Below are 25,492 nucleotides of genomic sequence, written 5' to 3' on the forward strand. Positions count from 1 at the left end.
GGCGACTTGCAAAAGCTCAAGGCAGTTGAATTGCATATGATTATCATATTCCACTAACCACAATACAGCCCTTTAGACTCTTTGTAGCAACTTGTTTATGTCCAAAAACGAGCTAACGACTACCATGGGCTTGCTAGGTATTCATCTGGGTTGAGCTGTGCAAGCTTCTAAATCATGGATGATTTAGCAGAGCCTATAGGGATATATTTACGGCGGCTTGCAAAAGCTCAAGGCAGGTGAATTGCATATGATTGCAATACGTTCTCTTGACTGACCTTTAAACTCTTGGTGATGAGTCATTTCTGTCCAAAAACACGTTAACGATTAACGTGGGCTTGCTAGCTATTCATTCAGATTAGGCTTTGCGAGGTACTAAATAATGGGTGATTTAGCAGTGCCTACAAGACTATATTCGAGGTGGCGTGCAAAAGCCCAGTGCTGTGGAATGGCATTTGATTATCAAATCTTTCAATAAAAAAGCCACCTTGCGGTGGCTTGTCAATTTGCAAATTAGCTATTTCGGTAAATCAGCTTGATGTGCGTTAATAAAGGCATCCATATTGGCTTGCGCCCTTTGTTGTGCACTGGCTAATGTGTCGTTTGCATTCATGGTCTCGACCACTTCGTAATAACACTTAATCTTGGGTTCCGTCCCTGACGGCCTGACGATGACTCTAGCATCGTTATCGAGACGATAGATGAGTACATCACTTGCAGGTAAGGTGATCTCCTCTTGAGTGCCATCAGCAAACAGGCGTTTACCTATGCTAATGTCATCGGTTGAGACCACTTTATGCCCCGCTATGGCTTGCGGTGGGTTGTCCCGTAAATATGCGCCAATATTAGGTGTGGTGGGTTTTAGCGCAATACTGACTTGGCTATTAAGGTGGAAGCCATGCTGGCGGTAGATGGACTCCAACCTATCCCAAATGGTTTGCCCTTTGCTAGCAAGTTCTGCCGTTAACTGGGCAAAGCCAACAAGCGCTGAAAGGCCATCTTTGTCCCACACCATTGAACCCAGGGTGTAACCGAGCGCTTCCTCATAAGCAAATAAGAACTGATTGTCATCGGTTTGCTCACTCATACCTACGTTGGTTAACCATTTAAACCCCGTCAGTGTAGTACGGCAAGTGGCGTCCATGCTGGCGGCAACTTTGGACAATAGGCTCGATGACACGATAGTGGTGCAGGTTAAGCGCTGTTTGTCACTGGCATGTGATAGCAGATATTGGCCAAACAGTACTCCAACTTGATCGCCAGTAAGCATCTGATAATCACTCGCCGCGGTGCGCACTGCCACTGCAAAGCGATCGGCATCGGGGTCATTAGCGCAGGCAAGTAATGCATTGTGTTTTTTAGCCTCTGCGATAACTAAGTCCATCGCCCCTTTCTCTTCTGGATTAGGGAAATTAACCGTTGGAAAGTCGCCATCAGGCTGCGCCTGCGCAGCAACAGAGTGCACTTTATTAAAGCCCGCATCTTGCAGCACATTTAACGCCATTGCATTACCGACACCATGCATAGCGGTATAAGCCAGGCTGACTTGTTCGGGTTCAGTGTTATTTTGCAACACAGTAGATTGATGTACACCGTCACGATACGCCTGATAAAAATCATCAGCTAAGATCTGTAAATCACCCGCTATGATTGCGTCATTTAAAGTGGTCAATTCTATCTGCGCAGTGGCAGCTTTTTCGATACTGGCGGCAATCCCGCTGTCATGAGGTGGAATAATTTGCGCACCATTGCCCCAGTACACTTTATAGCCATTATACTGTGGTGGATTATGACTCGCGGTCACCACAATACCCGCTCCCGCACCAAGATGTAACACACCAAATGCCACCAGCGGCGTTGCGGCAATTTGTTTGGTTAGGTACACTTTTATGCCTTGGTTGCATAATACACTAGCGGCATCTTCAGCAAACTGTTTTGAATCATGGCGGCCGTCGTAACCAATGACCACACCACGAGTGGCAATATCACTGACTTGTGCCTTTAGGTATGCCCCAAGACCTGCAGATGTTTGTTGTACCACTAAACGATTCATTCGAGTCGGGCCCGCACCAACCACACCTCTTAGTCCTGCGGTACCAAATACCAAACGTCCCGCAAAACGCTGCGCTACTTCGTGCTCGTCACCTGCGTCTACCAAAGCCTGTAGCTCTGCACGCATTAATGGGTCGGGATCATTATTGAGCCAGTTTTGCACTCTAAATTTTAACTGCGTATCCATGGTTCACTCCAGGTTTTAGCCGCTATATAACCGTTAAGGATCGAATGCTAGAAACCGTATCCTGTAACGATTACTGTAATTGAAAACGATTACTATCTACATTAAGCCTAGCCTAAAGTGAGGACAAGATAATTTGCATTAAAATTTTTACATCGAGCAAAATACGGTCACTCTTTAAGATCCGCTGCCAATGTGCTTTACAAAACCGTTGCAACGATATTCTCGTCCTATGCACACTGATAGATAGAGGTCGCAGCACTTGCTATAGTTGGTGTAAAATAATCGGCTAATCTTTAAAGACTGTGTAATCAACCAATGAGCCTGCAAAAAACTGAATGCCATATCAAAGTCGTCGATCCTCAAATTGATGCTGCCAGCCTGTTAGCCGATCAAACAGGCCTGAGCAAACAGCTAATTAAGCAGGCAATGCAAAAAGGCGCGGTTTGGCTCACTCACGGAAAACAAACCAACCGATTACGTCGGGCAAAAAAAGCGCTTAATCAAGGTGACGAGTTACACCTTTACTACAATAAAGCGGTGTTAGATGAGCAAGTTGAAAACGCAGAGCTGCTATTTGATGAAGGACAATACAGCGTGTGGTATAAGCCTTTTGGTATGCGCTGCCAAGGGTCTAAATGGAGCGATCACACCACGATTAATCGCTTCGCTGAAACCCATCTAGCGCCGGCACGTAGCGCTTATATTATCCACCGACTTGATCTGGCTGCTACTGGGATTATCGTATTGGGTCACAGTAAAAAAGTGACCGCAGCTATTGCCAAGCTATTTGAGACTCGCGCTTTAGACAAATATTATCAGGTGATTGTTGAAGGTGAATTTCCAGATTCAAAAGTCACTATCGATACCGATGTAGAGGGTAAGTCGGCGCTATCTCACGCCCACAGGCTTGAATACAATGCGGAGTTAAATCAATCTAAAGTACAAGTTAAGATCGAGTCAGGTCGGAAACATCAAATACGGGTGCATATGGCCAGCTTAGGCCATGCGGTGATAGGCGATAGACTGCACGGTAATGGCGATGAGTCGACCCCAAATTTGCAGCTCACTTCATGTTACTTAAACTTTACCTGTCCAGTGACCGACCAAGATAAGATATTTGAGCTACCACAAGCTTATCGACCGCACTTTAAAACCAGTTGATAAGACTATGGCCACGGCTAATAAACTGTGACCTTTTGCAATTATAAAAAACTTAATGAATTATATTGATGAACAAAGGTTAGCTGTTATCCATTAACGTCTTCACACTGGCCTGCTATACGTTTCTTGCCTGAAAACATCGCTGATATGATCCCTGGCTGATGGTGTAACTCTACGAGTACTACACCGATAATGTGCATGAGTATAAGCAGCATCAAAAGATAAACACTGTAAAGATGAATGTCGCCAGCAAGACTTTTATAGGGCTTGATGTTGGCCTTTTTATCTAAATTGACTCCAGTATTGTCATAAGCTTTTATGGTAGCGGGGTCAACAGTGTCCGCAGCAATATAACGGGTGACCGCACCACCAAGTGGCGGGTAATAGATATCGGTGCCAGCGCGTATTAATCCGCTTACCATGATAACAATCAACAGCGTCATTATCGTGAGCACAGCAAACTTTCCGATAGGGTTATGCCCAAGGTACTGCGGGTTTTTGCCCATTTTCAACCGTTGTTTGTAGATACTCAACTCACTTATTTTGGGACGCATACTGGAGAACTTAGCAAATGGGTTGCCAGCAAAACCCCACATAAGCCTTATCAATAAATTAATGGCAAACATATAGCCAATAACCGTATGCAGCTCTTTCAGTCTTATCTTTGCAGCTAAGCCGCTGATCCCAAGTTCTGACTTAAACAGCATTATTAGACCTACAAACATTAGCGTTGTAACGAGGAGCACATTGACCCAATGGAAAATCCTTATCCCTTTGTCCCAAACTCGGTACTCTACCAGTCCATTTTCGACCTTTTCATTCGATATTTCATGACTCATATTGTCTTCCATACACTTACCAATAGCCTTTCAAGGTGGTCATAAAGTTAACTCAAGCTGGTGTTTTTATACCTATACAAGCTCTACTTCAGCGAGCTATTGCAAATAAATTGCTACGATATTGCGATCAAACTGCTAGCTGCAAAAACATTATAAACGTAAGAATTTAAGTTTCAGTTAATATTTATTAATTATTACCGTTACAACCTTTTTAACACAAACAATCAAAAACTAGCTCAAAGCATTGTAAATAATAGTTTTTAATCCCTATTTAATATAATGGAAGTTGGTTTACCTGGTGATTACGCTCACACTATTTATCATTCAACCATTCAACCGCTCAGTTAACATTCATTTAAGGTTGATAGTGATATCAATTATCATTAGCATTCACCTCCAGAAAGAAAACCTCTACAACATCTTTAAATTAACTTTAGCCTGCGCTTAACATTTGATACGGAATATCGAAATTAGCTTACGTAAGAGCTGTCATCGCAAAGAGCTATAAAGGCATGACCACATGAACACTCAAGTAAAGCTAATTTCCGCGCTAGTGACAGGTATTCTGTGCTCTGGTTCTGCATTCGCAACCACAGTTGATGACGCCAATATTGAGGTCATCACAGTAACCGGACACCAGCAGCATTACAAAACAGATCAAGCTCATGGCGCGATGCGCTCAGATGTATCTCTATTGGATACCCCCCAGTCTGTAGTGGTGATCCCTAAAGAGGTGATGGATGACCAGTTGGTCCGCACATTGGGTGATGCGCTCAAGAACGATGCCAGTATTTCAATTGGTCGAGTGACCACCGACAGAGAACGCTTTAGTTTGCGTGGTTTTAGTTTGGATGAAAGCACCAACCTGCTTAAAGATGGCCACCAGCACTTTTCTAAGTACCGCTTACCAATGGCATTAGTTGAGAATGTTGAGGTGTTAAAAGGACCATCAAGTTTGCTCTACGGTCAGTCGACGCCTGGAGGTCTAGTCAATTTGGTCACTAAAAAGCCGACCTACGATTCATTTTTGACCTTAGGCGTTAAAGGCGACGAACACGGCTCGATTAGAGGTTCATTGGATGCTGGTGGTAGTTTGAATGAAGCACAAACTATTCGTTATCGCGCCGTGCTTGAAAAAGAGCAGAATAAAAACTGGCGTGAATATCAAGATGGTAGCGCACAAGAGAGTGATTTTTTTGTGGGCAGCTTAATGACTGATTTTGATATTAGCGATGATCTCACTCTGTCGTTACATTATGACAAATCTGATGAGCTTGCAGGCCAAGATAGTGGCGCCTTAGTCGATGACAATGGCGATGTTATTGGTGGCAATGAGACGATATGGGATATGCCTTGGACTAAAATTGATGCCCAAAGTGAAAACTATGGCGCTGATCTTCGCTATCAACTGAGCGACGATTGGGAATTTGCAGCCGGCTACAACAAACAACACAATGAGCGCGAACGCTGGGAAAGTAAGCCACAAACTGGCAGTTACGATCCAGATACAGGCAGTTATAAAAACAAGCCTTATAACAAGCTAGAAGATTGGCAGCAACAGGCATTTTATTTCGACTTTGTTGGCACTATCGAGCTCGCGGGTATGCAACATGATCTGCTTGTTGGCGGTAACTATGTTGATCACCAATACAGCTCGCTCAAAGTGAAAGGAAAAATGGACAACGGTAATATCAACACCGGTGTTATTGTCCCTCAACCAGACTTAGACTATGCCGATGCTAAAGCCTCTAGCGAAGAATACCAATACTATGGCGTGTTTGCTCAAGACCTGATTTCACTCAGTGATGAATGGCAAGTATTACTAGGCGTGCGCTACGATCAGCAAGACAAAACCGATGCTGACAGCAATTCAGTTTTGCCTAAATTTGGGGTCATTTACCACCCAGTCGACAATGCTTCAATTTATGCCAACTACAGTGAGAGTTTCGAACCTCAAGGTAGCGTACTTGACGATGAAGATGGCAGCTATGGTTTAGAGCTCGATCCAATTAAAGGTAAAATGGTTGAATTGGGCACTAAATGGGAACTACTGTCAGGAAAAATCCGTTTAAATGCCGCCGTATTTAATATCGAACGTGAGAATATTCTGACTAATGCGGGCACCTCTGATAACCCCATTACCACCCAAGGCGGTGTACAACGCCATCGTGGTTTTGAATTTGGTGGCATGGGGCAAATTAACGACGATCTGTCTTTAATCACCTCGTTAATGTATCTCGATGCAGAATATAGCTCGCACGATGAATTCCAAGGAAATCGACCTGAAGATGTACCTGAGTGGACAGCTTCTATTTGGGCTAAATATTCACTAACTGACAGACTGGCGGTTAACTTAGGGGCATTCTACGAGGGCGACCGCTTTGGTGACGCCGCGAATACTTTCGAAAAAGATGCTTATACTCGTGTTGATACCGGAATTAGTTACGCTATTCCAGTGGCAGGGCAAGATCTACAACTAAGAGTCAATATCGAAAACCTATTTGACACTGCCTACTTAGGTGGCGGTGAAAATGGAGAAGTCAATGTCGGCAAACCAAGAACAGTAAAATTTGGCGTAAGTTACACTTTCTAAACCTATGCAAACCGTTTAAAAAGTAAAAAGCCCAGATTCAAGTCTGGGCTTTTTCATTGCTACGGTTTGCAGATTTGCTTTATCTTCCACCAGCTAAATCAATAAATGAGCCAGTCACATAGGAAGCCGCATCTGATAATAACCATGCGATAGCTTCAGCAACCTCTTCAGGGGTTCCACCCCGCTGCAGTGGTATTTGAGAGCTTAACCTGTCAACCCTATTGGGCTCGCCGCCATCGGCATGCATATCAGTATAAATACAGCCTGGTCTTACCGCGTTAACTCGAATTCCGTCTGCCGCCACTTCAAGCGACAAACCTTTTGTTAATGAATCCATTGCCCCTTTAGATGCCGCATAATCGACATACTCATTTGGCGCCCCGCTTCTAGACGCTGCAGAGGAGACATTAACGATGGCACAGCCTGCTTGCATTGTTTTAATGGCTTCTCGGCAACACAAGAAACAGCTAGTAACATTAGTGGTCATCACGGTATTAAACCGCTCTATACTTAAATCAACCAATTTGGACTGGGTAAATAGCACGCCAACGTTATTCACTAGATGCGTTACTGTGCCCAGTTGCTGCGTGGTTTCAGCAAAAAGCCTGACAACATCTGCCTCTTTTGATACGTCAGCTTGAATGGCAATCGCTTGGCCACCCGCTAACTTAATATCGGTGACAACCTGCTCTGCAGCTTCCAATTGCTTATGGTAATTCACGCACACACCATAGCCTTGGGAGCCCAATAGTTTAGCGGTTGCAGCGCCAATACCTCTACTCGCACCAGTCACTATCACCACTTTATATTGATTGCTATTGGTATGAGCCATCAACACTCCTCGCTGTTAGCTGAAACAAGCACTTTTGTTGGCATCACAGCTTTTGACATCATACTGTAATCCAGAGCTTTGCCATCAATACGAAACATATCAGTGATCTCAGCGCACTTTATAAAGCCTGTTCGCTCATATAATCGATACGCAGGCTGATTATTAGATAACACCCACAGGTCGATATATTCAATATCGGTATAGGTTGCTGTCCAGTTAAAGATTGACTCAATAAGCACATTACCGAGTCCTTTTCCACGAGCAGCAGCATCAACTCCCATACCTAATAAAGCTCGATGAGCGCTATGCGCTTCAGCGTGAGCACGTATATCAATATGACCAACGATAATACCGTCAATCAATGCCAATAACATTTTACGCCAACCTTGCTCACCTAATTCAGTCGCTATCCCGTGATTGAAACGAGATTTCATGACGTCGCTTAAGTGAGACTCAGTCCGAGACATAGGCTGAAATATCGGGGCACCGTCGACTCCGTTTTCAGCAAGTTGACGCGAGAGGTAGCTAAAAAATGCTTGCATATCCTTTTGTTCAGCTAATCTAATTTGCAAGGTGTTACTCCCTAGATACACATTCCATTTAATCTTTTTTATTACGGTTTATTACTGTTCATTGATGACACTGATGCGTTAATTAACTGCGGCCTGGCTCAAAGCCATCAAAACGAGGAAGCGCTGCATCCATCTCTTCCCAACTCGCTTTTGATGACACAAAATTATGCGATATCGGCCGCTCAGAAATATCGGATTCAATGATCCCCAATCGAACCCTTACTCGGCTTGGGTCATCACTATTCGAGCTATAAACTGGCGAGCCGCAACGCTGACAAAAATGCCGCTGACGACCTGGTTTAAATGAGAAGCTAGTTAATGAGCTCACGCCCTTGGTGATGCCAAAGTCGCTCGCAGCAACAAATCCGTTAGTCGCATAGGCAGTACCGCTATTCTTACGACAAAGCGAGCAGTGACAGTGGATGATCTCACTTATCTCGCCGCTAATGACCACTTGCACGTCGCCACATAAACATTGTCCTGAATACATTCTGTCTCTTTCCTTGATAAACTGTTTTTTAACCGTTTAAATTGTGGTTTATTTTGCTTGTTGTAACGCAGAAATATTAGCGCCAACGATGGCCTCTAAGTTGGTCGTTATTTTTTCTGCAGTCCAATCCCACCAAGCTATATCGAGCAGTTGTTCAATAGTGCGCTGCTCAAACCTATGCTTAATCACCTCGGCAGGGTTGCCACCAACAACCGAGTATGCGGGAACGTCTTTAGTCACCACCGATTTACTGGCAATAATGGCACCATGTCCAACCGTGACCCCAGGCATAATCGTCGCGTCATAGCCAATCCATACGTCATTGCCAATCTGGGTGTCGCCTTTATAGGGCAGCTCGCCCGCTTTTGGCATCACCTTCTCCCAGCCATTGGCGAAAATCTGAAACGGATAGGTCGAAAAGCCAGACACTTTATGGTTAGCACCATTCATAATAAACGTTACATCTTTAGCGATAGCACAAAACTTGCCAATAATCAGTTTGTCACCAATAAAGGGAAAATGATAAAGCACATTGCTCTCAAAGTTCTCAGGGCCATCGGGGTCGTCATAGTAGGTGTAATCACCCACTATGATGTTGTCCCCTTTAATATAGTTTTTTAAATATCCCACTTGCGGAAAGCCTTTCATCGGCTCTTTGTCATTGGGGTTAGGACCAAACATCATGACTCCTTTTTTCTATCAGTAAACCGTTAGCGACGGCATTCACTGGTTAAGCTAAGCTTTGCAGCTAAATACAATATCTTGTTTCGCATCTAGCCACATTGGGTATTGCGTCATCACCTTGCTAAACATGCGACTTTGTAAATAACCGTTTAGCCACAGTCTTAACTTGGGATAGGGAGCTTGTAGATACCACTGCCGCTCTACTCGACCAAACTGACGTATAAAAGGTACCAGCGCCAAGTCGACTAAACTAGGTTCGTCTGACATTAAATACTGATGCTTATTGAGACGAACCTCCAGATCAGCAAGGTAGCGCTCACATTGCATTCTGTCTTCTGCAAGCGACGGTTCATGGTAACGCTTTGAACAGCGATACTTTTCTAAGTGCCCTTTAAACTCATTATCAAACAAATTGATAACGGTAAGCATTTCTGCCAGTGCATTTGGTTGTGATGAGTTGAGGTAATTTTGCGGGTCAGACTGTGCAAATGCCCATAACATGACCGCTAAACTCTCATCAATAACACTATTATCAGGTGTGACAAGCACCGGCACGGTGCCCTTGGGCGACACCTGTAGCATTTCAGCAGGTTTGTCACTAAGCACGAGGTCCCGCAAGTGCACTTGCTGGCCTGAGGCGTAAATAGCCATTCTAGCCCGCATTGCATAGGGGCAGTTTCTTAAGGAATAGAGTACAGGTAATGCCATGATTTCACTCATTGTTGCTCTGGCTTCTCAATTAGCAAATGCGAATAATTTACTTTAACGATATTCATTAGCAAAATATACGGGTAACATCCCCCTCATTAAATTTATAACAACAAGTGGTAACCATGGATCCAAAGATAGAATTATTAGCACCTGGCGGAGATATTGATGCGATTAAGGCGGCAATTATTGCTGGAGCCGACGCTGTTTATTGCGGCTTAGACACCTTTAATGCGCGCAACCGTGCAGCTAATATTTCCTTTGAGGAGCTGGTTGGCATTATTCGTTTAGCCCACCAATATCAATGTGAAATATTTCTCACCTTGAATATTGTCATTCTAGAGAATGAATTTAAGACCCTTGCCAAGCTACTAAGCAAACTCGTTAACACCACTTTAGATGGCGTTATCGTGCAAGACATCGGCATGTTCCAGCTGATAAAAAAGCATTTTCCGACATTAGATGTACACGCCTCAACTCAGTTAACCACTCATAACAGAGGTCAGATCCCATTTCTTAAAAAGCTTGGCGCCTCACGAGTTAATCTCTCAAGAGAACTTAACTTACGGGAAATTACCGCAATGACGGCAACAGGCCGCGAACATGACATCACCACTGAGGTATTTGTTCACGGCTCACTTTGTATCGCTTTCTCCGGTTTATGCTATTCAACGTCGGCCAGTGTCGGTAACTCGGGTAACCGTGGTCGCTGCAGCCAAGCATGCCGTGAAGAGTATGAGACGACTGAGTCTGGCCATAACTTTCCACTCAATATCAAAGACAATTCGGCCTTTTTTGACCTGCCTGCATTAATTGAGGCTGGCGTGCACTCCTTTAAAGTCGAAGGTAGAATCAAAGGTGCAAGCTACGTTCACACAGTTATCGATAGCTTTCGTAAACAGATTGACGGTTACCTGAAGACTGGTGAGCTGCTTGAAGATGGCGAACGCCTTTATAAAGTGTTTAACCGAGATTTGACCAACTCTTTTTTAAAGGGTGACCTGAATCAATCGATGTTTATCGATAACCCCCGTGATAATTCGAAAAATCATCTTAAAGATAAACTGACGCAAAATGGTGCTCAGTCTATTTCGGTGGTGCAGATCCACGATGCAGAACAAACACTGCAACAGGAAAAAAGCCAAATTCAAGCAACGGTCGACGACAAGATAAAACACCTAAGCATCGCCAAATTACCATTAACTTTGTCTTTCTCGGGTCAATTAGGTGAACCGTTATCTATTACCGTTAGCACTCAAGATTTTGTCGTTGGCCAAACTCAATTAGTCGACAAAGTCTTTACCGTTCGCTCTCGTAGCGTGCTCAGCAGCAGTGATGATGCCAGCATCGATATTGGCGCGATAGAGAAACGCTTCAAGAGCTTAAATAACGCAGAGTTTGAGCTTACACTGCATACAAAAGATCTAGCGGCGGGACTGAGTATTCCATTCAAAGAATTGACGACTTTAAGAAAACAGCTGCTACGAGAGCTTAATCACGGCGTGGCCGTTCTGCCAGCAGTAGAACTGCCAAAATTGGAGAAACATCCAAAGCCAGCAGGTGAAGCCGTCAAGTTATCGTTGCTTATCTGTGATGAGGCCGATATCGCCCTGGGCGATCTGACTGATGCTGACATTTACTTTAAACTGCCTGATGCCTATAAGCGTGGCTGTACTAAATATGTTGATTTCTTCAAACAAAACCCACGGCTTATCCCTTGGTTCCCATCAGTGCTAATTGGCAAAGATTACGACGCAGCACTGAATATTTTAGAGCAGGTACAACCTGAGCTAATTGTGACTAACAACACAGGTATTGCTAATCGCGCCTATGAACTAGGCGTTAAGTGGATTGCGGGCCCCTTTTTAAATACCACCAACTCCTATGCGCTACTCGCGATGCAGGAGCAGTTTGATTGCCACGGCGCATTTATCTCAAATGAGATTAACCAGCAGCAGATCAAGCATATTGCTAGGCCGAAAAACTTTAAGATGATGTATAGCATTTATCACCCTATCTTGTTGATGGCCAGCAGACAGTGTTTTTTCCAGCAAAGTGTCGGCTGCGAAAAACCACGTATCGACAATGGTTGTATGCTCTCTTGTGATAAATCCACCAGCATCACTAACCTTAAAGGTGATGAATTTGCCATTGATAAACAAAAGGCCGGTTATCCAAGTATTTACAACCAAGATCAATTCTTAAATACTGAGATTATTAATGATCTCGCACACCTGTTTGATGGTTTTATGGTTGATCTCACCAACATTGGTGCTGGCGACAAGCCTTCTCCTGATAAGGCGCGGTTAATTTACCAATTTGAACAACTGCTTGCTGGTAGTGACAGTGCGATTGCCACGCTTGATAACATGGTGACGCAATCAACAGTATTGCAGTACCACAACGGGTTATAGATTAACCCTAGATAGTGCCTGACTCACTGTCGGGCACTCGTCCTTAAACTGCTGAGAGTGAGGACTTAATCACCAGATGACCTCAAACTAACCAGCAAAATCTCAGTTCCTAGTAGGCTATAACAATAACCTAAACTTTCTAATCCAATACCACTTCACACGATAATATCCCCCTTTTCGATCATAATTCATTTCAGCTAGCGACAGGCTAATAACCAGCAATAAGCATCTAAAAATACATAAAAAAATAGATATTGGTTTATAAAATAACCAAAAGTTGTAAACAGAAAGTTAGCATAATGAATAAAATATGTAATATTTGATTAACTTTTAATCAATCTGATTAAATGCTAATCGCCTTTCTCTTCGTGGTTGGACTTTAAGGAGACGAGGCATTGTCAATAACAACGATGTCAAGGTTTCAAAATCTAATTAGGAAGGAATAACATGAAAAAGAAATACCCCGTTACGCGCTATAGTGCATTGGTTTTAATGACACTGCTCGCAGGAAGCACCAGTGTATATGCAGCCTCAACCGGTACATCCAATATTGAAGTGCAAAGCTCGTTTTTAGAAAAAATGGTCACACGCGCCGACTTTATCTTTAAAGGCTCACTCGTGGACATTAGTGAAGGACTCTCAATTGAAGATATCCCTTATACCTTTGTGACCTACGATATTAACGAGGTAATAAGCGGTAATTATTCTGGCAATAGTATTACGCTTAAATTTGTCGGTGGCGAGTTTCCCAATGGCAATATACTCACCGCGACTAACACCCCGGAAGTCACACTTGGTGAAGAAGCCATACTTATGGTGCAACAAAGCCAAAACACTGGTTGTGACTTTGTAGAATGCGAACATGGACGCTTTGTTATACAGCAAGGAAAAGTGATCGCCGCAAACGAATCAGCTGTCATCATCGATGATAATGGCGGCGTAGACTATATCTCAGCTAAAGCTCAGCTAAACGGTGAGTATAAGTCTAGCTTGGCCAAGTCGAATGTAGCCAAGTTTACCAACCACCTTAAAGGTCTGGTCAGCATCAAACCTTTTACTGTAAACAGCGTGCAATTGAGTGTTACCGATACAGATAGAAAAGCATCTTTTAACGCCTATCCAGCGTTAACTCGTGCCTCAGCTGCACCTGCTGTACCCCAATCAGCAACAACACAAAAAAATGCTTCTACCGTTACGTCTCAATCACCAACGGCAAGTGCACAAGATCAATGGGAAGTCGAACATCTAGAAAAAAACGCGGGCAATCCCGTGCTTAATTCGCGTAATCCCTATAACCAAAACTGATCAAAAGTGCCTAATAAATTTGCCTACACTCTATTTAAGGAAGAACAATGAGACTCAACAAACTAGCAGTCAGACTCTGTGTTGCGACACTTTTAACGTTATCAAGTAGCCAAGTCATGGCGAGTAAATTTTGGACCGATTGCAACAACAATACCCCACGTAAATGGCCTGGCAGTGGCTTTACCTTTAATGCAAACCCTGCCGGATTTGGTGGGAACTACACTTTTTGGCGCACCTCTTTTGCCACTGCACTTGGTCGCTTCAACGATACCCCAGTTAACTTAACCATCAACGTACGTTTGGATGATGATACGAGTGTCGCTGTCGGAAACGGCGAGAGTGAAATCTGGTGGAACAACTCCGGCAACTCAGCCGTAGGTTACAATATTACCAGCCCTTGTGGCACAACCATTGAGGGCGACATCGTTTTTCACAATACTGTTTCCTATGACGATAGCATGGAGGATAAATCAAACTTTTGGAATTACGGTGGCAACAATCGCACCTTTGAAACAACGGCTTTACACGAAGTGGGACACACTGTGGGCCTCGCTCATGAAAATCGTTATTACAACATCATGGGATCCGACTATACACATGTGCATACCACAGGTGAAAATGCATTAAGATCATACCTAGGTGAAGATGCTGTCAATGGCTTAATCTCACTTTACGGTGGCAGTAACAGAGAAGACCTTTCGGTGGCGGCATGGCGCCATATCGGCTCTTCTGGAGAATACAGTACTCACGGTCGAACTCGTTTATTTAATAGCAACGGCACAGAGTTAAACTCGAGTAATGCATCTACAAGTTGTACTGGCTCTTATTGTGAATTGCGTTATAACGTTGACCTTGGTCAGACAGTTCAATACGAGATGACCCTTGAAAACAATGGTCGCAATAGTCAATCTGTAGCCTTGGGCTACTACATATCTACCAACGCAACAATCACCAACACAGATACGCTGATTAGAACTGACAATGTCACGGTGACTCGTAACACGCCTGATACCGTCATAAAAACCATTACTATACCGAGTAATCTTACCCCTAATACCGACTACTACCTTGGGGTGCTCATCGATAGTAACGATACGGTTTCTGAATGGACGGAACAAAATAACACCAGTTACATGCACATTCGTACAGGCTCAGCATCGCAAAATCAAGCCCCCACAGCTGAAGCAAATGGTCCCTACAATGGTTCCATTAATAGCGCTATCGGGTTCTCTAGTTCGGGATCTAACGATTCAGATGGCAATATAGCGTCATACAGTTGGAACTTTGGTGACGGCAATAGTAGTAATAGCGCAACCCCTAGCCACAGCTATTCAACTGCCGGCTCATATACAGCGGTGCTTACTGTTACCGATAATCTAGGTGCTAGTTCAATAGATTCAGCACCTGTAACGATTACCGGTAACAGCGGCGGAACACTTGAGAATGCCTGTGTTACAGAAGGTCCGACGTCGGCACAGAACCTAACCAGTGGCGACGCGATTTGTGTACCCAATACTTCATCAACCAATTACCCTCAGTATTACTACATCTACGTCAATGCAGGCACAAGTAGCATTACCATTGAAAGTGATCACGGCACAGGCAACGCAGATGTCTATTACAAAGCGAGTAATTGGGCAACCGCTTCAAGTTATGATCAACGCTCGAGCAACGCTGGAAATACCGAGTCGATAACCGTAGCGAATCCAGGGACTGGCTGGCAATACATCTCAATTATAGGGGCTAGAGCGGGGATGACGCTCAAGGTGACACTAAACTAAGACCTAGGGCTATCTTAAAATAGACGTAACATAAAGCCAGAGTAGCCTATTTTTACTCTGGCCTTTTAGATCATCAAAGTCTCTTGCTAAGCAAGCTAGACCAATTCTAACTCAGTCACTACTAATCACCTTGTTTTATCCTCATATTCCTCATAAAGTAATCAGATAGTTATACCTCTTTCGGACAATCAACAAAGGTAGCCATTTTGGTGGACAAGATAACGTTAATCATCGACTTCTTTCTCGAGCATAAGTTCCTATTAACCGTGTTAATCGTCGTGCTTATCTCGCTAGTGAAGCGTTTTATCATTTCACGAATTAGAGGTGATGTCGCATTTCTGTCTGATGGGCAGCGCAAGTGGATGTCGCGCACTAAAAACAGCACATTTTTCATTATTGTGCTTATCTTATTCATGCTGTGGCAAACCGAAATCAGCAAGTTTGCCTTGTCAGTTACCGCAATTGCGATCGCATTTGTGGTCGCTTCTAAAGAGATTATCCTTTGCTTTACCGGTTCGATACAGCGTGCAAGTTCTCGCTCGTTTGTCATCGGCGATTGGATTGAAGTTGGTAAGATTTGCGGTGAAGTCATAGAGCACAACCTAATGGCGACTGTGATTCAAGAGATCGACTTGCATCATGGTCAGTACCATTTCACTGGAAAAACAGCGACCTTGCCTAACAGCATGTTTTTCACTTATGCCGTAAAAAACCTAAACTTTATGAAGCGCTATGTTTATCATAGTTTTAATATCACAGTGGTTGAATTTGTTAATCTTTATCCGTTATTTCCAGCGCTAACTAGCCAAATAGAGCTGCACTGCGAAGACTTTAATGAAGTCGCAAAGCGTTACAACAACATAATAGAAAAACACGCAGGCGTGGACTTGCCTGGCAGCGAACCCCATATTCATGTCAACAGTGGTCCTGCGGGCGAACAAATAGTGCATATCATGATTTTCTGCCCGACAGAGAGAGCCATACATCTTGAGCAACAGATAAGAGAAGATTTCATGGTTGCCTACCATCAAGCTTTTAGCCCAGAAGAGCCACATACAGCACAATCAACGGTTACTGAATAGACTTGATTACTATTGTAAGCGGATACAATAAGAGTATAGTGATCAGTCTTTATGCTTACAAAATAGCTGGAAAATAGACTGATTTACTCAGTTCGTTCAGCAGCATTAAAGGATAGCAAGGGCTCCTGTTCCCGCTGATAAAATACTTAAAAGATAGAACAAAGGAATGTATATGAAATATTTACTGCTTGTCGCGTTAGCAATGATGACTATATCAACAACGAGTTTCGCTAGGAGTAAGAATATGTACGCTGATGTGCTAGTCACTAATATCAGCCCAGCCGATGATGCTCTTTGGAAACGCAAAGAAACAGCTCCCCCTCTATATCCAATAGAACTGGCGCGTTCTGGGCTACAGGGTTGCACCGTGTTATCTTTTGATATTTCAGAATCCGGTAAAACTAAGAATATAGAGGCAATTCAATCAATACCGCACAAAAATCTCGGAAAATATTCTAGAAAAATGCTAAAGAAGTGGAAATGGATTCCAGTCACGACAGCGGGTGAAACTAAGACAGAAAAAAGAACATTACGACTCGACTTCTGTCTGGGTGATCAATCACCCGAACAAACACTGCAAAGGTGCCAACAACAAACTCAACTTGCCTGTAACAGTAATTAAAAATATCAAATCAACATAAGCACACTAAGTCTTGTCGCGCTCCCTTTAAAGCTACGCATCTAAAAGGGAGCAAAGCAAACGTTACCTACACCATAAATGCCTTGATTAAAGTCCATTAAACTCCCACAGAACCCTGCATCTTCATCTAGAACGGGTATACTACTGTTAATATATTCTATTTATCATCAACATCGAGTACCTAATGGAAGCTGAGCTACTTGAAATTCGAAATTTCATTCGCCAATACCCCCCGTTTGATCAGCTGCCAGAAGAGGCATTAATCGACGTATCGAAAAGTGTCGAGATCTCCTATTACCGCGCAGATAACATGATCATCGAGTTTGGTGATGAGATCCATGACTTGTTTATGATCCGCAGCGGTGTTGTTGAAATATATCGTCGTACTGGCGAGCTCTATAACCGTCTTGACCAGGGCGGTTTATTTGGGCAGATGGGGCTGCTAACCCGTAATAAGGTTCGCTTTCCTGCAAAGTCAGTGAAAGACACTCTGTTGTACTGCATTCCTGAAAGTGTCTTCGGTGAGCTTTGTGAACAATACGACGCCTTTGCTGACTTTGTTGAAGTAGAAGGCAGTATTCGATTACAGCAAGCCGTTGAAGACAACAGTGACGATGCTAACTCACTGACTACTTCTAAGGTAAAGACCTTGCTCAGTGGCGCGCCAGTCATGTTGCCAATTGACACCACAGTTCAAGGTGTCGCCAGCATTATGTCTGAGGAGAATGTATCGGCTGCTATTATTCATGACCCTAATCTTGCTGATGAAGGCGGCAATAGCTTTGTTGGCATAATTACTCAGCGAGATCTGTGCGCAAAAGTCATCGCCGAAGGCATAGATGTTGATACCCCGGTTGTTGAAGTGATGTCCACAGAGCTTATCTCTTTAGATCACAACGCTTATATTTTTGAAGCTATGCTATTAATGCTTAGGTATAACGTCCACCACTTACCGATTTTAAAAAACAAGCAACCCATTGGCCTGATAGAAGTCACCGACATTATTCGTTATGAATCTCAAAACAGTTTGTTGATTGTCAGTAGTATATTTCAGCAAAACAGTATTGATGACTTAATCATGCTCTCCAGTCAGCTAAAAGATTGTTTTGTGCGCATGGTCAACGAAGATGCCAACTCACACATGGTAGGACGGGCGATGTCAGAGATTGGCAGAAGCTTTAAACAGCGCTTATTAGAGTTAGCCGAAGAGAAGTTAGGCCCACCGCCAGTCCCCTACTGTTTCTTGGCTTTGGGCTCGATGGCTCGTGACGAGCAGCTGATTGTAACCGATCAAGATAATGCCATTATTCTCGATAACGATTATCAAGAATCGCTTCATGGTAATTACTTTAGGGAGCTTGCCACCTTTGTGTGTGATGGACTAGCCGCCTGCGGCTATACCTATTGTACTGGCGATATCATGGCCACCAACCCTGAATATCGAAAAACACAGTCACAATGGGAGGAGTGTTTCGCCGATTGGATTGAAAACCCAAATCCACAAGCTTTACTAAATAGCTCAATTTTTTTCGATCTTTACGGTGTCTATGGCAGGCCTAAATGGGCGGAGCAGTTAAACGCCTTTATTTTGAGAAAAGCGAAAAAGAATAACCGCTTTTTAGCTTGCCTTGCTAGAAATGCTATAAACCGTACGCCACCATTGGGCTTTTTCAAAGATTTTGTGATGGAAAAAGATGGTAGACACAACAACTCAATTAACTTGAAAAGACGTGGTACCGCACCGCTAGCCGATCTCATTCGTGTGCATGCACTTGCTATCGGCTCTCAATCACAAAACTCTTTTGATCGACTTGAAGACATCATCGAAGCTGGCATCTTGCCACCATTAAAGGGCAAAGATCTGCAGCATGCCATGGAATTCATTTCATTAGTTCGCATTCGTCATCAAGCCCTAGATATTGAGTCAGAACAAGAACCAGATAACAATATTGAACCGGAGAACATGTCTGATTTTGAAAGACGTAACCTCAAGGATGCGTTTTTGGTATTAAGCAGCGCGCAGAACTTTTTAAAATTCCGCTACAGTGCCAACAGCATGCAGGGGTAAATGATGCAAAACTTCACCAACCAAGAGGTGTTGAACTGGAAAGCATTTCTAAAAATTAAAGCGCAAGAAAGTAAAGATAGTCGCCTAAGCAATTTTTACAATGCCAGCACCTATCACGGTGAAACCGAACTAAAAGATATCGACTTTGTCGCCTTAGACTTTGAAACCACAGGTCTAGATGCTAATGAAAACAGTATCATCAGTATTGGATTAGTGCCGTTTACTCTGCGCCGCATTGCCTGTCGGCAAGCCAAACACTGGTTCATTACTCCGGAAGATAAGCTCAAGGAAGATTCTATCATCATCCACGGGATCACCCATTCGGACCTAAAAGGTGCGCCGGATCTGCTACGAATACTTGAGCAGTTATTAGATGAACTGGCGGGAAAAGTTGTTGTGGTTCATTACCGCAGAATTGAGCGAGACTTTTTTGATGCAGCATTGCGAAGCGTCATCAATGAGGGCATTGTTTTCCCCGTTGTTGATACCATGCAAATCGAAGCAGATGTTCAACAGGCTAAACCAAAGCGCTTTTTAGATTGGTTTAAAAAAGGCCGCCCCGAATCAATCCGCCTAGCCAATAGCCGTACTCGCTATAACCTACCGACATATCCGCCACACGATGCCTTGACCGATGCCATTGCAACTGCAGAGCTATTACAGGCGCAGATCTACCATCATTTCAGTCCTAACACACCGATTAAAAAGCTGTGGTTATAATTTCAAACGCTTTTGTAGAGCTGTAGCTTATAAATATAAAAAGGCCGTGTGGTAAGCCACACGGCCTTTTTCAACTACTCACTTTCAGACTAGCGAAAGCGCTTCTCAGTACGCAATCCCAATATCAGACTGACACACATCACCAATAAAATAATGGTAAATGGCAAGGCTGTTGAAATAGCGCCAGCTTGTAAGGCTTCAATGGCTTCAGTGCCACCCACCCAAACAAGACCTGCGGCTATCGCCCCTTCAATAAAGGCCCAAAATACACGTTGAGGAACTGGCGCATCGACTTTACCACCTGAAGTAATACTATCAATCACTAATGAGCCAGAGTCCGATGAGGTCACAAAAAAGACCAAGACTAATACAACAGCAAGCAAAGACAAGATATTGCCCATTGGCAAAGCATCGAACATTTGGAACATCGCCAATGGCACTTCCGTTAAGCCTTTCTCGCCTAAAGTACCTATTTTATTAGTGATTTGATCAATCGCAACACCACCAAACACAGACATCCACAGCGTGGTCACTACAGTAGGAACAATCAGCACTGCCGTCATAAATTCACGTATTGTACGTCCACGTGAAATACGGGCGATAAACATGCCCACAAAAGGAGACCACGAGATCCACCAAGCCCAGTAGAATACCGTCCAGCCATGCATCCAAGCTTCATCTTCTCGGCCGCTTGGGTTACTCAATGGAATAATATTTTCAATATATCCCATAACCGTTGTCGGAATGGTGCCCATAGAGACAGCAAATGTCACCAAGGCGACAAACAGCACTAAGGCTGCAGCCAATAGCATATTGACATTACTGATGATTTTTACGCCACCATCAATACCACGAATAACCGATACAACAGCCAGCAAGGTCACAATAAAGATAATTGCTATTTGCAACATTAAGCCGTTATCCATGCCGAACACATGATGGAAACCACTTGCTGCTTGCTGGGCGCCAAGCCCTAGCGATGTTGCTAAACCAAACAGGGTTGCAAGCACTGCTAGGATGTCAACAACATGTCCAGGCCAACCCCAAGTGCGATCACCTAAAATAGGGTAAAACACCGAGCGCATTGAGAGCGGCAAGCCTTTGTTGTAAGCAAAAAATGCTAACGACAGTGACACTACACCGTAGATTGCCCATGGGTGTAGTCCCCAATGGTACATGGTGGCACCCAGTGCTAATTTCGCAGCTTCAGGCGTATTTGGAGTGACGTTCAGAGGTGTTTCATACCAGCCAGTAAAATAGGCTGCTGGCTCTGCAACGCCCCAAAACATTAGCCCAATACCCATACCAGCAGCAAATAACATCGCCACCCAGGATTTCATCGAGTAATCAGTTTTAGCTTCATCACCGCCTAAGCGAATTTTACCAAATGGCGATACAATCATGGCTAAACAGAACACCACGAAAATATTGGCAGACCACATAAACAAACCATCAAAAGCACCAATGATTTTCCATTTGATACCATCTAATGCCGCTTTGGAGGTTTCTGGATCGACTAACAGAATTGCGATGAGGAAGAGCCCGATTAAGGAAGCGCTGATCCCGAAAACAGGGTTATGAACATCGAACCCCCACTTTTGAATGTTATCTTGTCCGACTGTGTAATCGGTATTATCAATACTATATTTATCTTTTTTAATATTCATTGATCCTCGTTTAGAACGAATTTCATTCGAAAAATGTGGGTTTATTTTACTTTATTTGACGATAACTTGCAGCTTATTGCTTCCTAACAAACGCGTCACATGTCACTTTACAGACTATAGCTTAGCAGTTGTGAGTTAATTGATTTAGTTTGAAATACCAAAATATTTTACTTTAAGACATGTTAAATCGGTGTATATACCCTAAGTCATACTTAGCTAAACCGACAAGTATACCTATCTGTAATACTAACATTGCGGATCAGGTAGTCTTAACTACAAACCGTTGAACGACCACCCCAGCTTGAGTGATTTCAGAATCAAGCTTTCCGCCGCACGCTTTTATCATATTCGCTGAAGCGAGGTTGTGTTTATGACAATGAATATGAATAGACGACACATTCATCTGGGTTAGATAGTGAATAGACATTTTCATCAGCTGTACTCCAATGCCCTTACCTCGGTGTGAAGGCCTTATGCCTAAACCAATATGACCGCCACAGTATTTGATTGCATCATTGAGCCGGTGCCGAATATTAGTGACTCCGACAATCTGTTCATTATCCACTAACCACAGTGTGGAACTTTGAACATAACCATCGGGTAGGTTCCTACCTTGGGCAAAGTCATTCAGTCGAGTAAGCAATTGCTCAAAATCATCGGATTCGAAATCGAGGGGAAACGGATAACGCTCTTCATCGCCCAACTCTTTAATGTATTCTCGATAACTCTGTTCATAAGCGGCTGATGGGATAACAAGCTTCAATAGAACCTCCAAGATTAGGCTTAGTTAAATGTACAAATATCTGATAATCACATTGGACTGCTAGCAGCCGCAGCCATAATTTCTTGTTGCGCAATATCTTTAAAAACAATTTCTGACACTGCTAATGTATTTTTACCTTGGTAGATTGCAACATCTCTAGCCCCTGCCCCTAACGCCATTTCACGCAGCGCTCTAATTTCAATCATGGTTAAACCGCCCTCTGTTTTTTCCATGGGATGAACAATGACCACTGGCGCCGAAATGGTGAATTTTTTGCCGCTCAGTTTTTGCATTATCTGTTTCAGCAAAAGCTCAGCAATAAAAAAATCAGCTAACAGAGCTCTGGGATGGGAGAAAGGATTGACAGCATCAACATAGGCTTGGTTACCAAATGCGACAACGTCCATTTTGCCATTTTTTAAGCTGTTAAACTGCAGTAACGGCTGCTCATCAAACACATTATTGCTATCAATATCGACGACTCTAATGCGGTTTTCCCATATTTGAACATATAAAGTAGTGCCGAACTTATTGATAAAAAGGCTAAACATAAATCAATCCTTTGCTGCAACGAGACTCTCTACAATATCGACTGGCACCATTTTCACAACTCTCTTAGCAAAAATAAGATCTGCCGATAGTGGCTACTTTGGTGACCACTTAATTTGAAACTCAATCTCTTCTTCATCGTCACTGCGCTCATGTTCAACCGTGTACTCCGCGCGAACAGGCACGTAAACTCGCTCACCCGCTATCTGTATTTCAAACTTATCACCAGTCTCTAATGCGTCGGCTAGACGCCTTAATTTGGCTGCGAATTCTGCGTTTGTGTAACCTTTTTCAATATCTCTTTTAGGTTTAACAGTCATTATTGTTCCCCTTATCTATGTTAGCTAATTCAGCATTCAATCTAGTTTCTTCCATAACTCTTGCTCTTTTAATTCACCCTTTTCAATCCGCTGAGTTTGCCACTCATCGCCATTGATCTCATAAGTGAAAGCAAAAGGTTTATCAGGTGCAACACCAAAGGAGTTTAGCTGTGGATATTCAACATAATCGGTATCACTATAGGTATAGCTGCCAGTTCCGGCAGCCCAAAACTCTTGCTTAGGTTTATCAAGAGAGCCAACATTCTTCATGGTGGTGAAGCTGAAATGGTTGGCGGAGATAACTTTTATGGCAGTTAATTTCAGCTCGCCATAATGTACCCACTTGCCCTTACCATCAAGGTACTTGCCAGATACAAGTTGCCAACTGCCAACAAAAGGGTTATCCGCCGCAAGCGTTGAAGTTTGAACACCAAGTAACGCTGCTATAACCAACATTATTCGTAAATAGCGGTATTTCATTTTATTTCCTTAAAATGCAGCAGCACATAAAGCTCTATTAATCATAAACTTCATCAATTCCTTGCAGCTTTACCCAATCATGACAGCGGTCTTGATAAACCACCACACTAGGCACTGCAAGCAGGGATTTATGCACCGTATCATTGGCAAAATTGCCTAATGGAATAGCAACCACATCCTGCATAATATCCATGGTGAACCACAGATTTCCGCCGCAATGGGGGCAAAACTCAAAAGTGATCGTCGCGCCATCATCACCAACACGTTGATAATGATGACTGACACCAGTAAAAGAGACTTGGCTTAATGGATAGCGAGCTTGCACACCAAAAGCGCTGCCAGTGCGTTTTTGGCAGGCATTACAATGGCACACGGAAACCCGAATGGGATCACCGCTTACAGATAGGGATAATTGGCCACAATTGCAGCTGGCTGTTTGCATAACTCTACTCCTTGAGTTGCAACTTGAATGAGACTCTAAGCTAACGACTTTTTAAGACGCTGCATACCCTCATCAATACTTACAATCGCGCTGTAGCCTAAATCTGACTTAGCGGCGCTGATATCAAAATAATGACTCGTTGAAAGCTGCCGTGCAACAAAGCGAGTCATGATGGGCTCTTCTGTCTTACCTATTAGGCCGTATATCGATTCAAGTAGCGCGCCCACGGCATAAGCCAGCGAAGTAGGCACACGCTTATTAACAGCTGGCAAGTTTTTGCAATCGAGAATTTTATTGAGCATGGCCGCCATAGTTATAGGCTGATCATTACTCAGATAATAAGCTTTACCTGCACACAGAGCTTGTACTGCATGCGCACTGGCCACGCATAATTTCTCAGCCGCTAAAATATGGGCATAAGCCGCATTCCCGACATAGATGGTATCAACCAATTTATCTTGCTTACCCACAAGTTTTAAGCGCCCTGCTGTTGCACGTTCAAGCACCCGCGGCACCAAATGTGGATCGCCCGGCCCCCAGATAAGATGCGGCCTTAACGATACCGTTTGCAGTGTATCGCCTGCATCAGTGCCATTGCCATTGGCATTAATCATCATCTTCTCGGCAACCGCTTTAGATTCGCCGTAAAAATTAAGGTAATTATCAGCATACGGCGCAGATTCATCACAGCCATTTTCATCAACGCCTGCAAAAGTAACACTTGGCGTACTAGTATAAATGAGCTTACTGATATTCGATTTTTTACAGGCGTTAATGATGTACTTGGCCCCATCAACATTGGGCGAGTAGTAACTTTGTTTACTGCCCCAAACCCCTGCTTTAGACGCAACATGAAATACAATGTCACAACCTTGCATGGCAGCTGATACTGCAGACTCATCAGCAAGATCGCCCTTGACCATGTTAACGCCCATTTGGGAGAGTAACGGATAGTCACCACGGGCAAAGCCGGTTACCTTAATACCTGCTGCCAATAAACGCTCACAAATGGCTTTACCTAAAAAACCACCTGCGCCGGTGACAAATGCATGGGATGTGTGTTGTTTTAGACGCTTGAGTGCAACTTGCTCGGCTTGAGCAAAATCACTTAAAACAGGAGTATTTGCGTTATTGTCAGACACAATC

General features: G+C 43.5%; 23 protein-coding genes. 9 read left to right on the forward strand and 14 right to left on the reverse strand.

Going from position 1 to position 25,492, the window contains the following annotated elements:
• Positions 1-514 precede the first annotated feature (514 nt).
• Positions 515-2,236, reverse strand: a complete 1,722-nt coding sequence (locus tag AB4135_RS19220; RefSeq protein ID WP_371995048.1) for a phospho-sugar mutase — start codon at positions 2,234-2,236, stop codon at positions 515-517.
• A gap of 315 nt (positions 2,237-2,551) precedes the next feature.
• Here AB4135_RS19220 and AB4135_RS19225 point away from each other — a divergent pair, with 315 nt between their 5' ends.
• The gene (locus AB4135_RS19225) at positions 2,552-3,397 is read left to right on the forward strand and encodes a pseudouridine synthase (RefSeq protein WP_371995049.1); all 846 of its coding nucleotides are present in this window, start codon (positions 2,552-2,554) and stop codon (positions 3,395-3,397) included.
• Between the two features lie 86 nt (positions 3,398-3,483).
• On the opposite strand, the gene AB4135_RS19230 is transcribed toward AB4135_RS19225, so the two are convergent.
• Positions 3,484-4,236, reverse strand: coding sequence for a cytochrome b/b6 domain-containing protein (locus tag AB4135_RS19230; protein WP_371995050.1), 753 nt, complete (start codon positions 4,234-4,236; stop codon positions 3,484-3,486).
• 520 nt (positions 4,237-4,756) lie between these two features.
• On the opposite strand from AB4135_RS19230, the gene AB4135_RS19235 reads away from it, so the two are divergent.
• Complete coding sequence (locus AB4135_RS19235) at positions 4,757-6,829, forward strand: TonB-dependent siderophore receptor (protein ID WP_371995051.1); 2,073 nt, start codon at positions 4,757-4,759, stop codon at positions 6,827-6,829.
• Between the two features lie 79 nt (positions 6,830-6,908).
• Here the strand turns inward: AB4135_RS19235 and AB4135_RS19240 are convergent, their stop codons facing one another.
• The 5 genes from AB4135_RS19240 to AB4135_RS19260 all read right to left on the reverse strand — a co-directional run bounded on the left by AB4135_RS19240 (position 6,909) and on the right by AB4135_RS19260 (position 10,127).
• Complete coding sequence (locus AB4135_RS19240; protein ID WP_371995052.1) at positions 6,909-7,661, reverse strand: SDR family oxidoreductase; 753 nt, start codon at positions 7,659-7,661, stop codon at positions 6,909-6,911.
• On the reverse strand, positions 7,661-8,233 hold the full coding sequence (locus tag AB4135_RS19245) for an N-acetyltransferase family protein (RefSeq protein ID WP_371995053.1): 573 nt from the start codon (positions 8,231-8,233) through the stop codon (positions 7,661-7,663). The genes AB4135_RS19240 and AB4135_RS19245 overlap by 1 nt, the downstream gene beginning before the upstream one ends.
• Before the next feature lie 82 nt (positions 8,234-8,315).
• The gene (locus AB4135_RS19250) at positions 8,316-8,723 is read right to left on the reverse strand and encodes a GFA family protein (protein WP_371995054.1); all 408 of its coding nucleotides are present in this window, start codon (positions 8,721-8,723) and stop codon (positions 8,316-8,318) included.
• A gap of 48 nt (positions 8,724-8,771) precedes the next feature.
• The gene (locus AB4135_RS19255; protein WP_371995055.1) at positions 8,772-9,407 is read right to left on the reverse strand and encodes a Vat family streptogramin A O-acetyltransferase; all 636 of its coding nucleotides are present in this window, start codon (positions 9,405-9,407) and stop codon (positions 8,772-8,774) included.
• A 51-nt stretch (positions 9,408-9,458) separates the two neighbouring features.
• Positions 9,459-10,127 carry a glutathione S-transferase gene (locus AB4135_RS19260; protein ID WP_371995056.1) on the reverse strand — a complete coding sequence of 223 codons (669 nt, stop codon included), beginning with the start codon at positions 10,125-10,127 and terminating at the stop codon, positions 9,459-9,461.
• A 113-nt stretch (positions 10,128-10,240) separates the two neighbouring features.
• Between AB4135_RS19260 and AB4135_RS19265 the strand changes: the two genes are divergently transcribed.
• The 7 genes from AB4135_RS19265 (at position 10,241) to AB4135_RS19295 (ending at position 20,125) form a co-directional block, all read left to right on the forward strand.
• On the forward strand, positions 10,241-12,529 hold the full coding sequence (locus AB4135_RS19265) for a peptidase U32 family protein (RefSeq protein ID WP_371995057.1): 2,289 nt from the start codon (positions 10,241-10,243) through the stop codon (positions 12,527-12,529).
• A 447-nt stretch (positions 12,530-12,976) separates the two neighbouring features.
• Positions 12,977-13,834, forward strand: coding sequence for a hypothetical protein (locus AB4135_RS19270; RefSeq protein WP_371995058.1), 858 nt, complete (start codon positions 12,977-12,979; stop codon positions 13,832-13,834).
• 47 nt (positions 13,835-13,881) lie between these two features.
• Positions 13,882-15,615, forward strand: coding sequence for a PKD domain-containing protein (locus AB4135_RS19275; RefSeq protein WP_371995059.1), 1,734 nt, complete (start codon positions 13,882-13,884; stop codon positions 15,613-15,615).
• Positions 15,616-15,824: 209 nt separating this feature from the next.
• On the forward strand, positions 15,825-16,697 hold the full coding sequence (locus AB4135_RS19280) for a mechanosensitive ion channel family protein (RefSeq protein WP_371995060.1): 873 nt from the start codon (positions 15,825-15,827) through the stop codon (positions 16,695-16,697).
• Positions 16,698-16,869: 172 nt separating this feature from the next.
• Positions 16,870-17,319: an energy transducer TonB gene (locus tag AB4135_RS19285; protein WP_371995061.1), complete on the forward strand. Its 450-nt coding sequence runs from the start codon at positions 16,870-16,872 to the stop codon at positions 17,317-17,319.
• A gap of 202 nt (positions 17,320-17,521) precedes the next feature.
• Positions 17,522-19,405: a DUF294 nucleotidyltransferase-like domain-containing protein gene (locus AB4135_RS19290; RefSeq protein WP_371995062.1), complete on the forward strand. Its 1,884-nt coding sequence runs from the start codon at positions 17,522-17,524 to the stop codon at positions 19,403-19,405.
• A 3-nt stretch (positions 19,406-19,408) separates the two neighbouring features.
• The gene (locus AB4135_RS19295; protein ID WP_371995063.1) at positions 19,409-20,125 is read left to right on the forward strand and encodes a 3'-5' exonuclease; all 717 of its coding nucleotides are present in this window, start codon (positions 19,409-19,411) and stop codon (positions 20,123-20,125) included.
• 89 nt (positions 20,126-20,214) lie between these two features.
• Here AB4135_RS19295 and AB4135_RS19300 read toward each other — a convergent pair whose 3' ends face one another.
• The 7 genes from AB4135_RS19300 to oleD form a co-directional block, all read right to left on the reverse strand.
• Complete coding sequence (locus AB4135_RS19300) at positions 20,215-21,792, reverse strand: BCCT family transporter (protein WP_371995064.1); 1,578 nt, start codon at positions 21,790-21,792, stop codon at positions 20,215-20,217.
• A 259-nt stretch (positions 21,793-22,051) separates the two neighbouring features.
• Positions 22,052-22,555: a GNAT family N-acetyltransferase gene (locus tag AB4135_RS19305; RefSeq protein WP_371995065.1), complete on the reverse strand. Its 504-nt coding sequence runs from the start codon at positions 22,553-22,555 to the stop codon at positions 22,052-22,054.
• A gap of 47 nt (positions 22,556-22,602) precedes the next feature.
• On the reverse strand, positions 22,603-23,106 hold the full coding sequence (locus AB4135_RS19310) for a rod shape-determining protein (protein ID WP_371995066.1): 504 nt from the start codon (positions 23,104-23,106) through the stop codon (positions 22,603-22,605).
• Positions 23,107-23,199: 93 nt separating this feature from the next.
• Positions 23,200-23,424, reverse strand: coding sequence for an amphi-Trp domain-containing protein (locus AB4135_RS19315; protein ID WP_371995067.1), 225 nt, complete (start codon positions 23,422-23,424; stop codon positions 23,200-23,202).
• A gap of 36 nt (positions 23,425-23,460) precedes the next feature.
• Positions 23,461-23,904, reverse strand: a complete 444-nt coding sequence (locus AB4135_RS19320; RefSeq protein ID WP_371995068.1) for a hypothetical protein — start codon at positions 23,902-23,904, stop codon at positions 23,461-23,463.
• A 37-nt stretch (positions 23,905-23,941) separates the two neighbouring features.
• Complete coding sequence (locus AB4135_RS19325; protein WP_371995069.1) at positions 23,942-24,346, reverse strand: GFA family protein; 405 nt, start codon at positions 24,344-24,346, stop codon at positions 23,942-23,944.
• A 35-nt stretch (positions 24,347-24,381) separates the two neighbouring features.
• A complete protein-coding gene (gene oleD, locus AB4135_RS19330; RefSeq protein ID WP_371995070.1) occupies positions 24,382-25,488 on the reverse strand; it encodes a 2-alkyl-3-oxoalkanoate reductase in 1,107 nt (368 codons plus the stop codon).
• Between the last annotated feature and the right edge of the window lie 4 nt (positions 25,489-25,492).

The sequence above is a fragment of the Shewanella sp. 10N.286.54.B9 genome (genome assembly GCF_041468565.1).
In the GTDB taxonomy this organism is placed as follows: Bacteria; Pseudomonadota; Gammaproteobacteria; order Enterobacterales; family Shewanellaceae; genus Shewanella.